The sequence below is a fragment of the Streptococcus sp. HMSC072G04 genome (genome assembly GCF_001813295.1).
Taxonomy (GTDB): Bacteria; Bacillota; Bacilli; order Lactobacillales; family Streptococcaceae; genus Streptococcus.
The window spans coordinates 35,750-48,241 of sequence record NZ_KV812044.1 but is presented as its reverse complement, the minus strand read 5'-3'; the positions used below and the strand labels follow the sequence as shown (position 1 = coordinate 48,241).

The following is a 12,492-nucleotide window of genomic DNA, read 5'->3' as shown; positions in this document are numbered from 1 at the left end:
CTAAGGTCTCAATAATTCCGAGTGCCTGAAACCTAATAGTTTCAGGCATTTTTCTAACGGCGGAAAGTTTCAGTGTATGTTTGAATGAGACCGAAACTCTAGATCATTCTCATTTTTTCAGCATCATTTGGATTGTTTGATGTAAAAATAGATTGTTTACATTCTAAGAGCTAGAAATATCTAGTTCTTTTTTTCTCTTCAAAGATAAAATGTTGCCTAAAGCACTGAGAATATTCCATTCGTGCTTGAATCTGCTTAAAATAAGTACTATAGTATAAGCATAAAATACAATTGTAATCTTTCATACTGTGAATAGAAAGAAGGCAAGATATGAAATTACAATTTAGAATCCTTATAGGAATTTGCTTCTTGATCGGTGCCTTAGTCTTTGCCTTTCAAAAGGAATGGTTATACGCTTTGCTGTTGCTTTTAGTTGGGGCTTCTTACCTTTATAAAGGAGTGCGTCGATGAAGAGTGAGTGTTTAAACATCAAGGGGTTAAACGTTTGGTATAAAAAAGACAAGCCCATTATAAAAGACACGAATTTGCTTGTACCCAATCATTCTGTAGTAGGGTTGATTGGTCGAAATGGAGCTGGGAAGACAACCTTGCTAAAAGCTTTAAGTAGTGTCTTTGATCATCGGCAGTATGCAGTTGAGACTGTTACCATAGAAGATAAGGTGACCTCTTTTCATACGAATTTCTATAAGAGCCGTACCTATACAGTTTTTACTGAAAACAATAGTTTTTTAAACTGGGATTTTGTTCATTATTTTAATTTTGTCTGTCGTTTGTATCATCGAAAGAGAGATGAAACGTTATTGCAGGACTTGATTTCAGGCTTTCATTTTGAAGAATTTCTCAATACCGATATTGGTAGTTTGTCAACGGGAAACAAGAAGAAAGTCTTCTTGATCACAGCTTTTTATCTCAAACCTCCCCTCCTTATTTTGGACGAACCATTTGATGGCCTTGATTTTGATGCGACAGAATTTCTATATGGTTTGCTATTGCAGTATAAAGAAGAAGGCTCTATTCTGATGAGTTCGCATATCGCAGAGAGTATCGTTCGGGTGTGTGATACAGCTTATTCTATTGAAGACGGTCACCTAGACGCTTTCGAATCGAATTTAGACGATTGGTTTCATGACGTCAATCGTCAGAGGGGGTAGAGCATGCTACTAGCTATTTTTAGAGATTTGGTGTCCAAAAATCGGCTCTTCTTGTTCTTAACTTCCTTAGCCTTTGCTCTTTATTACCATCTTGTTGGAGCAAAATTCTCTACGAGCTTTCAAGTTTTGTTGATCAGTACGGCTATTGTTACTGCTCTATCAACTTTTCAATTGCTCTATTCCTACTTTTCGATGGACAGGGTCCAGGCTTACTACCAGCTTCCTTTGTCTCTCAATCGTTTTAAAGGGTCTTTTCTGACGGTAACCTTTCTTCTCAATTTACTAGAGCGCGTGCTGTTATTGATCCTCTTTTTAGGAGTCAGGTTAGATCTGCTACAATCCTTTAAGCTTGTCCTCCTTTCTTTACTGGTGGTATTAAGTGTGTTTTATGTCTTTATCCAGTTCAATACCAGGCCTAGTTTTCTAGGAGGAGTGCTCATTTCTGTAACGACTGTTCTTACAGTATCTTCTTTATGGGTCCAACAAGTGCCCTATATGATTTTCCTTTCAGCCCTCGTTACTGTCTTTATTTTTAAAAATGAGGACTTGATCGCGATTTCAAAACATAATCAGTTGCTCGTCGCAAAGAGAAGAAGTGGCAATTATTTTTGGATTTCCTTATTTCAAGAGCGCTATTTTTCCATCAATTTTGTCTTTACTCTCATCTTCCTCCTTCTCATTCTGATACAGGATTATGAGGCTCCATTAAAAATCATCATCCTTTTAACGATTGCTTCTGTCAATACGCCATTAACCACTCTCATTTCCGCTGATAAAGATTTGATCGATCATGTCAAGTCCCTACCTAAGAGTCTGTTCTTTTACCTGATGTATTACCGTGTATTGCTGACCTATTTCTTATCTGTGAATTTATTTGCTGCTCTTTTATTAAAAATGGTGGTCATGCCTGACTTGGGGATCCTATTTTTACTAGGAGTGATGATTCTCGCAGTAGTGGAAGCTGTTTTGCACTTACTGATTGAAATCTATTTTCCTTTAAGAAAATGGAATTTAAAGAGAGAATGTTGGAAGCACCCAAGAAAATACATTGTTCCTAGTATCGTCTTCTTACTTAGTTGGAGTCTCCTTTTCTGCTTCTAAGGAATTGCCCCTTTGCTTGTATCTGCTTCTTAATTGTAGTATGATAGAGGAGTTGAAAAGATGCTAGAAAAGGTGGCAAGTATATGAAAGATTTTCACTTTGATGCAATTGCTGCATTTGAAAATTATGAAATCGAAAAGATGAGAGATGGCCATGTAGTAGTGACAACCAAGGTCGTGGAATCATCGCTCAATTATTATGGAAATGCTCACGGAGGCTATCTCTTTACCCTGTGTGACCAAGTCAGTGGGTTGGTCGTGGTTTCTCAAGGGGTCGATGGGGTGACCTTGCAATCCTCGATTAATTACTTGAAAGCAGGGCGTCTTGGGGATGTCCTCACGATCCATGGCGAATGTGTCCACAGTGGACGGACGACTCGAGTTGTGGATGTCGATATTACCAATCAAGATGGGGCCAATGTCTGCAAGGCAACCTTTACGATGTTTGTTACGGGAGTGAGAGATGAATCTGCACAAGTACGCATTTAAAAACTATATTTTTGATTTTTATGGAACCTTGGTCGACATCGAAACCGATGAGTCGAGTCCCATTTTATGGGATACCATGGCTCAGATCTACCAATCCTACGGGGCAAGCTACACAGGAGAAGGCTTGCGACTGCGTTATAGAGAGTTGGTGCAACAAGCCGAAGAAGACTTGGCTAAGGAAAAACAAGTTGCCTACCCAGAGATTGATCTAACGGTCATTTTTGTTCAATTGTATTTAGAAGGTCATCCAAGTGGGGATAGTGTTGCCCACCTCAAAGAGTGGGGACGTTTGATTGCGCGGACTTTCCGTGTCCTTTCTCGCAAACGCTTGGAGCTTTATCCACATACCAAAGAAGTTTTAGAGGATATGAAAGCTGCAGGTTGCCGGATCTTTCTCTTATCCAATGCCCAAGCAGATTTTACTAATCCGGAGATTGATTTGGTTGGTTTGAGAGAACTTTTCCATGCCATTTACTTGTCATCTGATGCAGGTATTCGCAAACCTCAGCCAGAATTTCTCTTGGAAGTGTTGAAAGAACACCAGTTGAACCCTGAGAAAACGGTCATGGTGGGGAATGACTTTACGACGGATGTCGCTGTTGCCCAAAGTATCGGGATGGAGAGTATCTTGATCAATACCTTCCCATACTCTGAAGCTGAACTGCGCGAGAAGAATCAAGCAGGCGTGCGCGTGATTCGAGATATTCAAGAATTGCAGGAAGATTGAAAATATCATCCATGTAGGGAGGCCAAGTCGCCTCCTTTTTTCTTGAAAATGCTACAGTCGAGCAGGATTTGTCAAATTTTCGCTTTCATGGTATACTATGAAAGTTAATTTGAATAAGGAGATAAAAATGAATAACTTACCAAACTGTCCAAAATGTAACTCTGAATACGTCTATGAAGATGGAGCGCTCTTGGTGTGCCCAGAGTGTGCGTATGAATGGAACCCAGCTGAGGTCGAAGAAGAAGAGGGGGTCGTAGCGATTGACGCCAACGGAAACAAATTGGCTGATGGCGATACGGTGACCTTGATCAAAGATTTGAAAGTGAAGGGTGCACCGAAAGATTTGAAACAAGGTACGCGCGTGAAAAATATCCGTATCGTTGAAGGAGACCACAACATCGATTGTAAGATTGATGGCTTTGGTGCAATGAAACTCAAATCAGAATTTGTGAAGAAAATCTAAAGAACTGGACACAAATTAATAGAGTTGTTTAAGTTTATAATGGAACTTTCCGCTGTGAGAAAAGTACTTGAAACAGTATTGTTTCAAGTACTCGGGAGTTTTGAAACTTTAGGTTCAAAACTAAGTCATGGAACTTCGTAGAAGTTCGCTGACGTCCGTCCTCACTTAAGGAAAGTTCCTGATTAAACTGAAGGGGCTACCCCCTTTTCTTTCAGGAGAATACTATGAAATTCAAACTATTATTTAGCTATCGTTTTCTATTGTTTATCTTAAGTGTACTCGGTGTTTATCTGCAACTGACCAAGCATGGTGGCTTTGGCATGATGCTCTATTACACCATTTTATCTAACATGTTGGTCATGTTTTTTATGGGAGACATGGTTTGGCGCATGGTTCGAGGGCGTTCGACCCAGACTCAGGGCTACCTTCGTATGAAAGGCGCAGTTACCATGTCTATTATGATCACCTGTGTCATCTACCACTTTATGTTGGCGCCTCTTGCGACACCAGAGAAGTTTTATCGTTTGGAAAACTTCCTTTGTCATTACATCGTTCCTCTGATGTTCTTCTTTGATACCCTAGTGATTGATAAAGCCAAGCAATACCGTAGACTCGATCCCTTCCTTTGGACCTTGATTCCCCTAGCTTACATGCTCTTTGCCCTTTTCAATGGGTTGGTATTGAAGTGGCCGATTCCAGGTGCAAAAGATAGTCCCTTTGCCTATTTCTTTATCAATGTTAATAAATACGGCTGGGCTTTTGTTGGCAAATGGGTGGTGATCATCTTTATCGCTTACCTCTTAGCTGGCTATGTACTCTATGGGATTAAAAATATCAAGCGGAAATCGGCTGTTTCTTAGTAAAAACCGAACATTATTCGGACGAAAAGTCTTGTTTTTAAATTTTTTTGAAAAATGTTGAGTTTTTTCTTGCATGTCGTTTGAAACTGTGATATAGTTATTTCAATTAAATAAATCCTTTAATCCTGTCCCGTGAGGCAGGCAAGGAGACTGTGAAAAACGATGGCTAGGACCATAGGGCGAGACTCTATCCTCTTAGACCATTCATTTGCTGAACCTCCTTGAAAAAGGAGGTTTTTCTTTTACAACTAAGGAGGACTGAATGAAAACCAAAGAAGTCGTTGATGATTTGACGATGAAACGGGCCATTACCCGGATCACCTACGAAATCATTGAACGAAACAAAGATTTAAGCCAGATTGTGCTGGTGGGGATCAAGACGCGTGGTGTTTACATCGCTCGCCGGATCCAAGAACGCCTCTCTCAGCTGGAACAAATCGATGTCCCTGTTGCAGAACTAGATACCAAGCCTTTCCGAGATGACATGAAGGCGACTGAGGATACAACGGTCTTACCAGTTGATATCGCTCATAGAGAAGTCATTTTGATCGATGATGTCCTCTATACAGGTCGCACGATACGCGCTGCCATTGACAATCTGGTCAGTCACGGTCGTCCTGCTCGAGTGAGTCTTGCGGTTCTAGTCGACCGTGGGCATCGGGAGTTGCCGATTCGTCCGGACTTTGTTGGGAAAAATATCCCGACAAGTAAGTCAGAGGAAATCATTGTCGAGATGGTGGAGCTAGACGGTCAAGACCGTGTCCTCATCAAAGAAGCTTAAACAAATTGTAAATTATTTGCATCCACATTTTAAAAGGAGAATCAACATGTCTGAAAATCAAATCGCTCTTAAAAACCTTGTATCAATGGAAACTCTTACTAATGAAGAAGTAATGGCATTGATCAAACGTGGGATTGAGTTCAAAAACGGAGCAAAAGCAGCCTACGAAGACCAACACATCATCTCAAACCTTTTCTTTGAACCTTCAACTCGTACCCACAAAGCCTTTGAAGTGGCAGAGTTGAAATTGGGATGTGATCTCCTTGACTTTGATGTGAAGACAAGCTCTGTGAACAAAGGGGAAACACTTTACGATACCATCTTGACCATGTCAGCTCTTGGAGTAGATGTCTGCGTCATCCGTCACCCTGAAGTGGACTACTACAAAGAATTGGTTGAAAGCCCAACGATCACAGCCTCTATCGTCAATGGTGGAGACGGTTCAGGTCAACACCCAAGCCAAAGCTTGCTTGATTTGATGACTATTTACCAAGAATTCGGTCACTTTGATGGCTTGAAAGTTTGTATCGCTGGGGACTTGGATCACTCACGTGTGGCAAAATCAAATATGCAAATCTTGAAACGTTTGGGAGCAACTCTTTACTTTGCAGGTCCAGACGAATGGAGAAGTGCGGAATTTGAAGACTATGGAACCTTCGTCACTATCGATGAAGTCATTGAAGAAGTGGATGTGATGATGTTCTTGCGTGTACAACACGAACGTCATGATTACGAATCACTCTTCTCTAAAGAAAACTACCACCGTCTTCATGGTTTGACACAAGAACGTTATGACCGTATGAAAGATACTGCGATCTTGATGCACCCAGCACCAGTCAACCGTGACGTTGAAATTGCGGACCACTTGGTAGAAGCTCCTAAATCACGCATCGTAGAACAAATGACAAATGGTGTCTTTGTCCGTATGGCCATCATTGAAGCCGTCCTTAAAGGTCGCGGAGCAAAATAAGATAACTGACAATTCATTGAAAGGAAAGAAAGAGGACAGAGTAGAGAACTACATGGAATCTGACTTTCCTTTTTTTGAGGAACTATGATAAAATTGGATTAGAATAAAAGAAGGGAGGGGTTCGATGAAACGATTATTGGTCCTAGAGGATGGAACTGTATTTGAAGGAGAAGCCTTTGGTGCAGACCTATATGTGACTGGTGAGTTGGTCTTTACCACAGCCATGACAGGCTATCAAGAATTGATCACGGATCAGGCTTTTAGTGGCCAGATCCTCTCCTTTACCTTTCCAGTTATTGGCGCAACAGGGATCAATCGAGATGATTCTGAATCGATTACGCCGACATGTTTGGCAGTAGTTGTTCAGCATTTGGTGGAGATGCCGAGCAATTGGCGACAGCAGATGACCTTGGATGAATTCTTGAAGCGAAAAAAAATCCCTGGTATTGTAGGAATTGATACGAGGCAGGTAGCAAAAATTGTCCGCAAGTTTGGACGGATGAAGGCGACTGTCATTAACAAGGGGGATTCGATCGAGCATATCCTGGATCAGTTGCGAGCGACAGTCCTTCCCAAAGACCAAGTGCGTCAAGTCTCGACAAAAACAGCCTATGCTGTACCAGGTTTTGGTAAGAGTATTGCCTTGATTGATCTAGGGGTCAAGCACTCTGTCTTGCGCCAGCTGAGTCAAAGGGACTGTAATGTCACGGTCTATCCCTATGATATCTCCTATGATGAACTGATGGAACAGCAGCCCGATGGCGTTATTTTATCCAGTGGGCCTGGCGATCCCCATCAGGTGAAAAAACTCTGTCGCTTGATCAAAAAGCTCAATGGTCAGATTCCGATCTGGGGCATGGGCTTGGGAGCTCAGTTGTTGGCTCAAGCATACGGAGCTGAGCTAGCTCCCATGGAAGTAGGGCATTTCGGTTTAAATATTCCCGTGCGTGAAATTGCGACAGGAAAAATCGAGATAACGAGTCAAAATCACTTGTATAGTATCGCACGCGATAGCCTGCCCCATGATTTGTTGGTTACGCATGAAAACGTCAATGACCATAGTATTGAAGCTTTTCGTCATCGTTACCAACCGATTTTAGGGGTTCAATTCCAAGTGGATGCGAGTCCAGGGCCAAGGGAAAATCTCTATTTTTACGATGAATTTTTAGAATTGATTGATGCCAAAATTCACGAAAGTAGAAGGGAGAAGGAATGATGAAACAAAACCAGAAATTGCTTCTCCTATGTGGAGATTCTTATCAGGATATTAGCCTCTTGGCTGCGGTAAATGAAGCCCAAAAACTGAATGCAAAGAATGGGAATGCTCTTGTCCTTTATCTGGGAGAAGAAAATGCTATCACACAAGAAGCTGGAGAACAGGTTGTAGTCAGTAAGCTCAAACTGGATGCTCTTAGGATGACTCTTCTTTCTTATACAGAATCCCGCTTGCTCCTAGCTTTTGCGGATAAACAGATTTTAAATCTCTTGTTCCGATTTGAAGAAACTGGATTTTTCAAAGAAGCATCGATCATGATTGTCGGTCCGAGTCTTCAACGCTACCGGACCTTTTATCAGCAGGCGGACCAACGACGCCTCTTTCAAGAGCTGGGCTATCAGGTACCCGCTTCAGCGCTGGTCGGCTCTGTTCGAGAAGCTATCGAGTTTTCGGAAGGCATTCAATTTCCCATTATGATCTGGCCAGTAGCGAGTAAGCAAGGGCAGGGACGAAAGATTGCTCATAATCTAGATGACCTGTGCGTAGCAGTGGAAACAGGACTTTCAGTCTCTCCAAGTCAGCAGTGTTTGCTAGAATTTTCTACTTATGGCTTTAAGGAACTGGATTTTGTAGTCATGCGGGATCGTGAAGACAATCACTACCTGGCTGCCTCTATTGAAAGCATTGATCCTGTTGGGATCCACTCTAGTGACTCTTACCAATTTATGCCAGCAGTCACCCTGACTGACCGGGAGTTCCAAAATCTTCGAGAAGCAGCAATCCACATCAGTCGCTATTTGAAACTGACAGGAGCTATTTCCATCAAGTTTGCATTGGATCCGACGAGCTATGCTTTTTATATCTTAGAGGTTAATCCATTTGCATCAGATAGTATCTCGATGGCCTCTATGGGCTCGGGCTATTCCTTGTTTGAGCAAGGAGTTCAGCTACAATTAGGGCGCTCTCTCGAGCATTTACCTCACCCTTTATTAAAGGATCTAAAGGCTGTCTATGAACCGAGTTTGGACTATATCTTCTTTAAGATTCCGATTTTTTCGGATGCTGCTAAAAATGCCCGTCTCAATACCCAAATTCACTCTTATGGGGCGGTTTATGGGTTTGGGAAGAGAATCGATGAAGCTTATCAACAAGCCCTAGAAACCATTAAAGATAAGAACTTGCTGACCATCCTTCCTGAGGAAATGAGCGATGATGAATTAATCCAGAAAATTGCTCGTCATATGCCCCACCGGCTCTTCTATATCTTAGAAGCTTTGAAACGTGGTTTTGAGTTTGAGGAACTCTTGGATTTGAGTAAATTAGCACCTGTCTATTTGCAGGTCCTAGCCAACCTTGTAGCAATGGAAAAAGCAGCAGAAGTTGCAACAAGCCCAGCCTTTCTTCCGGTTGAGCCATCAGCTGGCTTATATGAGGTCAAAGCGGGCGCATCCTATTATCTGACCCAAAACGGAATCAATGAATCATTGGCTTTGGAGGTTACTTGTGTCTTGGTGGATGATCTAGAAATCCGCGATGAGCGTTTTTACCAAAAGGTGCGAAAGCAGGCGAAAGAGCTGAAAGAAAAAGGACAACAGGTGATCTTACTCACAAATCGTCCTTTTACAGAATCTTTGGCAGATAAAGTCTATTATCTTCCTATCAATGAGACAAGCCTTCACCTGATTCAGACCATTGATCAGGTCAAAGATATTGTCAAGCTTTCAAGCATACAATAAAGGATTCGGACAATCTATCCGAATCCTTTTTTGTTTCTTATTTTTTGGTCACAATACCGATAATGGTATCAACTGCGCGTTCCATGGTTTGGAGGCTAACGTATTCAAAGCGACCATGCATGTTTTCGCCACCGGCAAAGATATTTGGTGTTGGAATCCCCATAAAGGAAATTTTAGATCCATCTGTACCACCGCGGATTGGTTCAATGATTGGAGTGATTCCAAGATCTTCCATGACTTCCTTAGCAAGGGTAATTGGTGTCATATCTTTTTCAATCACTTGCTTCATGTTATAGTACTGGTCTTTGAGGGTGAGGAGAACGCGTTCGCTGCCGAGCTCCGCATTCATCTGATCGGCAATAGATTTCATGAGGTCTTTGCGTTTTTCAAAACTTTCAGTTTCAAAGTCCCGAATGATGTAGCTGGCACTTGCTTCCTCGACAGTTCCATCGATGTTCATCAAGTGGTAGAAGCCTTCATAACCTTCGGTTAATTCTGGACGTGCTCCTTCAGGGAGTTTGTTATGGAAATCAATGGCCAATTGAAGAGCGTTGATCATTTGACCTTTGGCTGTACCTGGGTGGACATTGCGTCCTTTGAAGGTAATTTCAGCTCCAGCTGCTGAGAAGGTTTCGTATTGAAGCTCTCCAAGAGGACCACCATCGACAGTATAGGCAAAATCTACATCGAAATCCTCTGCATCAAATTGATCTGCGCCGACTCCGATTTCTTCATCTGGACCAAAGCCAACACGGATTTCTCCGTGTTTGATTTCAGGATGAGCTGTCAGGTATTCAATAGCTGTCATGATTTCAGCGATACCTGACTTATCGTCTGCACCCAGAAGAGTAGTACCGTCAGTTGTGATCAAGGTTTGTCCCTTGTAGTTGTTCAAATGAGCAAAATCGGCTGGATCGAGTGTGAAACCAGACTCACCAAGGGCAATGACACCCCCATCATAATTCTCAACGATTTGTGGATTGACATTTTCGGCATTGAAGTCAGCGGTATCCATGTGAGAGATAAATCCAATCTTGCGTGTAAAGCTTGGATCATTGGCTGGAAGTGTTCCAATGGCATAGCCGTTTGGTAAATAGTAGACGTTTTGAAGACCCACGCGTTTCATCTCAGGGATCAAAACGTTTGTTGCAAAATCAACTTGTGATTGGGTACTTGGAGTGGTTGTAGAATTCTCGTCTGAACGTGTGTTAACCTTTACATAGGTAATAAAACGGTCCAACAAATTTGCGTATTTCATGATCATTCTCCTTTTTCAGTTTCAATTAATTTGTGAATAGCATGGGCCACGCCATCTTCATCATTGGTCAGGGTGATGAAGTCTGCGATTTCCTTGACAGCAGCATTGCCATTTCCCATAGCAACGCTGTAACCAGCAAAACGTAGCATTTCAAGGTCATTGTTTGCATCTCCAAGAGCCATAACCTGGTCTCGACTGTAGCCTAATGTTTGGCTTAATGCTTGTAGAGCAGAAGCCTTGCTCGCGCCTTTAGGAAGGATTTCAAATAGGATATTCTGTGAACGAACAGTGTTAAAATCAGCTTCTAATGCAGCCTCGTGCTGAGCTTGGAAGGCATCAATAGCAGAAGGCTCTCCTACATACATGGCTTGAAAAATAGGAACAAGGTTGGGCAGATCCTCTTCTGAGACAGGTGTCGGTTTACTATTAACAATGCCCGCATCCATCGTAACCAGTTCACTGGCTTCAGGTGCGACCACTAGGTAGTGATCCATGTCAAATAAGGTTAGCTGGACGTCTGTATCTTCCGTCAAAACTTGCAACCGGTGCATGTCCTCAAGGCTCAATTCTTCCTTGCCAATGATTTCCCAATTCTGAGTAGACAAGGTTGTACACCCGTTATTGATAATCATATAGTAGTTACCATCAGGAAGTCCAATCTCTTCAAAGATAGGACGTACACCCGCTAAGGGGCGCCCCGTACAGATCACAATATCATAGCCCGCTTCATGGGCCTTGTGAAGAGCTTCGATATTGCCTTTAGACAGCGACTTATCTTCATGCAAGAGAGTACCATCCAGGTCAATCGCAATTAATTTAATCATTTGATTTCCTCCAAATCAAGAGGCACAAAGCCATCAATCACTTTTCCAATCACCCCAGGTTCCTCATCTAGTGGAATGATTTGATCACTATATTTCTTATTGAGGGAAACCAGTCGAATACCGTTGGCCTCACGAAAGACACGTTTGATCAAAGTTTGTCCATCAAAATCAATGGCATAAATAGCCCCTGCCTGATCATAATAGGTTTGCTTGATTAACACAACGGCCCCTTTTACGTATTTAGGCTCGAGGGAATCTGTATGAATCCAAAAAGCCAAATCGTAAGGAATCTTTTGATCAAACCAGACGATATCTGCTTGTTTCTGATTTTGGTAAGCTGCAAAAGAATCATAGACAGAATAAGAGTGGTATTGCTTTTCAATTTTCTGTCTTTCTTTCTGATGGGTCAAGAGACTCTTTCCGTAAGAAAGAAGATTTTCTTGATTTCCTTCATCGAGCTGTTTATATAATCGTTCAATCTCTGAATCAATGACTACAAAATCATTGCGCAATCGAGGGTCAATATCAGCAACTGCTACCTGGAAAAAGGCTGCAATCTTCTCTAAATTTTCAGGAACGGGAAGAGAAGTTCCTTTTACATATCCAGTCAGGGTACTTGCAGGGATTCCAGTAATACGAGATAATTCGATCTGTTTTTTTCCTTGTTCTTTCAGTAATTCTCTAATCTTTTCCGATATAATCCGTAATGCCTCTTTGTCTTGAGGGCTTGCTTTTCCACGACCTCTAGCCAACGTACTCACCTCCTTGTATTTACCCTTACTATTATAATGAATTAAATCGAAAAAGTAAATAGAAATCCCTGAGAAATGCGAAAAAAGATGAATTTGATCTAAATCGGATTTTCATTTTAAATTTTATCAGACATTCCTTTACTT

The 12,492-nt window shown here is 41.8% G+C and carries 14 protein-coding genes; 11 read left to right on the top strand and 3 right to left on the bottom strand.

Annotated features, from left to right (window positions below):
• Positions 1 to 330 precede the first annotated feature (330 nt).
• The 11 genes from HMPREF2904_RS11785 to HMPREF2904_RS09485 all read left to right on the top strand — a co-directional run bounded on the left by HMPREF2904_RS11785 (position 331) and on the right by HMPREF2904_RS09485 (position 9,514).
• Complete coding sequence (locus HMPREF2904_RS11785) at positions 331 to 471, top strand: hypothetical protein (protein ID WP_003001697.1); 141 nt, start codon at positions 331 to 333, stop codon at positions 469 to 471.
• Positions 468 to 1,172, top strand: coding sequence for an ATP-binding cassette domain-containing protein (locus tag HMPREF2904_RS09530; protein ID WP_070662289.1), 705 nt, complete (start codon positions 468 to 470; stop codon positions 1,170 to 1,172). Before HMPREF2904_RS11785 ends, HMPREF2904_RS09530 begins: the two co-directional genes overlap by 4 nt.
• A 3-nt stretch (positions 1,173 to 1,175) precedes the next feature.
• Positions 1,176 to 2,273: a hypothetical protein gene (locus HMPREF2904_RS09525; RefSeq protein ID WP_070662287.1), complete on the top strand. Its 1,098-nt coding sequence runs from the start codon at positions 1,176 to 1,178 to the stop codon at positions 2,271 to 2,273.
• An 83-nt stretch (positions 2,274 to 2,356) separates the two neighbouring features.
• Positions 2,357 to 2,761, top strand: coding sequence for a PaaI family thioesterase (locus HMPREF2904_RS09520; RefSeq protein WP_003016342.1), 405 nt, complete (start codon positions 2,357 to 2,359; stop codon positions 2,759 to 2,761).
• A complete protein-coding gene (locus tag HMPREF2904_RS09515) occupies positions 2,736 to 3,488 on the top strand; it encodes an HAD family hydrolase (RefSeq protein ID WP_070662284.1) in 753 nt (250 codons plus the stop codon). Before HMPREF2904_RS09520 ends, HMPREF2904_RS09515 begins: the two co-directional genes overlap by 26 nt.
• 127 nt (positions 3,489 to 3,615) lie before the next feature.
• Positions 3,616 to 3,951, top strand: coding sequence for a zinc ribbon domain-containing protein YjdM (locus HMPREF2904_RS09510; protein WP_003016288.1), 336 nt, complete (start codon positions 3,616 to 3,618; stop codon positions 3,949 to 3,951).
• A gap of 224 nt (positions 3,952 to 4,175) precedes the next feature.
• Complete coding sequence (locus tag HMPREF2904_RS09505) at positions 4,176 to 4,811, top strand: Pr6Pr family membrane protein (protein WP_070662281.1); 636 nt, start codon at positions 4,176 to 4,178, stop codon at positions 4,809 to 4,811.
• A 262-nt stretch (positions 4,812 to 5,073) separates the two neighbouring features.
• Complete coding sequence (pyrR, locus tag HMPREF2904_RS09500; protein ID WP_003001719.1) at positions 5,074 to 5,592, top strand: bifunctional pyr operon transcriptional regulator/uracil phosphoribosyltransferase PyrR; 519 nt, start codon at positions 5,074 to 5,076, stop codon at positions 5,590 to 5,592.
• A 46-nt stretch (positions 5,593 to 5,638) separates the two neighbouring features.
• Positions 5,639 to 6,562 carry an aspartate carbamoyltransferase catalytic subunit gene (locus HMPREF2904_RS09495; protein ID WP_003016291.1) on the top strand — a complete coding sequence of 308 codons (924 nt, stop codon included), beginning with the start codon at positions 5,639 to 5,641 and terminating at the stop codon, positions 6,560 to 6,562.
• Positions 6,563 to 6,686: 124 nt separating this feature from the next.
• Complete coding sequence (locus HMPREF2904_RS09490; protein ID WP_070662277.1) at positions 6,687 to 7,778, top strand: carbamoyl phosphate synthase small subunit; 1,092 nt, start codon at positions 6,687 to 6,689, stop codon at positions 7,776 to 7,778.
• Positions 7,775 to 9,514 (top strand): ATP-binding protein, encoded by a 1,740-nt coding sequence (locus tag HMPREF2904_RS09485; RefSeq protein WP_070662274.1) that lies wholly within the window; start codon positions 7,775 to 7,777, stop codon positions 9,512 to 9,514. Before HMPREF2904_RS09490 ends, HMPREF2904_RS09485 begins: the two co-directional genes overlap by 4 nt.
• Positions 9,515 to 9,551: 37 nt before the next feature.
• Here the strand turns inward: HMPREF2904_RS09485 and pepT are convergent, their stop codons facing one another.
• The 3 genes from pepT to HMPREF2904_RS09470 are packed head-to-tail and all read right to left on the bottom strand — an operon-like array spanning position 9,552 to position 12,348.
• A complete protein-coding gene (gene pepT, locus HMPREF2904_RS09480) occupies positions 9,552 to 10,772 on the bottom strand; it encodes a peptidase T (RefSeq protein ID WP_070662272.1) in 1,221 nt (406 codons plus the stop codon).
• 2 nt (positions 10,773 to 10,774) lie between these two features.
• Positions 10,775 to 11,596: a Cof-type HAD-IIB family hydrolase gene (locus HMPREF2904_RS09475; RefSeq protein ID WP_070594858.1), complete on the bottom strand. Its 822-nt coding sequence runs from the start codon at positions 11,594 to 11,596 to the stop codon at positions 10,775 to 10,777.
• Positions 11,593 to 12,348 (bottom strand): LexA family transcriptional regulator, encoded by a 756-nt coding sequence (locus HMPREF2904_RS09470; protein WP_049488069.1) that lies wholly within the window; start codon positions 12,346 to 12,348, stop codon positions 11,593 to 11,595. The genes HMPREF2904_RS09475 and HMPREF2904_RS09470 overlap by 4 nt, the downstream gene beginning before the upstream one ends.
• Between the last annotated feature and the right edge of the window lie 144 nt (positions 12,349 to 12,492).

Coding starts and splice junctions, on each gene's coding strand:
- HMPREF2904_RS11785 (WP_003001697.1), top strand. CDS start 331: ATGAAATTACAATTTAGAATCCTTATAGGAATTTGCTTCTTGATCGGT.
- HMPREF2904_RS09530 (WP_070662289.1), top strand. CDS start 468: ATGAAGAGTGAGTGTTTAAACATCAAGGGGTTAAACGTTTGGTATAAA.
- HMPREF2904_RS09525 (WP_070662287.1), top strand. CDS start 1,176: ATGCTACTAGCTATTTTTAGAGATTTGGTGTCCAAAAATCGGCTCTTC.
- HMPREF2904_RS09520 (WP_003016342.1), top strand. CDS start 2,357: ATGAAAGATTTTCACTTTGATGCAATTGCTGCATTTGAAAATTATGAA.
- HMPREF2904_RS09515 (WP_070662284.1), top strand. CDS start 2,736: ATGAATCTGCACAAGTACGCATTTAAAAACTATATTTTTGATTTTTAT.
- HMPREF2904_RS09510 (WP_003016288.1), top strand. CDS start 3,616: ATGAATAACTTACCAAACTGTCCAAAATGTAACTCTGAATACGTCTAT.
- HMPREF2904_RS09505 (WP_070662281.1), top strand. CDS start 4,176: ATGAAATTCAAACTATTATTTAGCTATCGTTTTCTATTGTTTATCTTA.
- pyrR (WP_003001719.1), top strand. CDS start 5,074: ATGAAAACCAAAGAAGTCGTTGATGATTTGACGATGAAACGGGCCATT.
- HMPREF2904_RS09495 (WP_003016291.1), top strand. CDS start 5,639: ATGTCTGAAAATCAAATCGCTCTTAAAAACCTTGTATCAATGGAAACT.
- HMPREF2904_RS09490 (WP_070662277.1), top strand. CDS start 6,687: ATGAAACGATTATTGGTCCTAGAGGATGGAACTGTATTTGAAGGAGAA.
- HMPREF2904_RS09485 (WP_070662274.1), top strand. CDS start 7,775: ATGATGAAACAAAACCAGAAATTGCTTCTCCTATGTGGAGATTCTTAT.
- pepT (WP_070662272.1), bottom strand. CDS start 10,772: ATGAAATACGCAAATTTGTTGGACCGTTTTATTACCTATGTAAAGGTT.
- HMPREF2904_RS09475 (WP_070594858.1), bottom strand. CDS start 11,596: ATGATTAAATTAATTGCGATTGACCTGGATGGTACTCTCTTGCATGAA.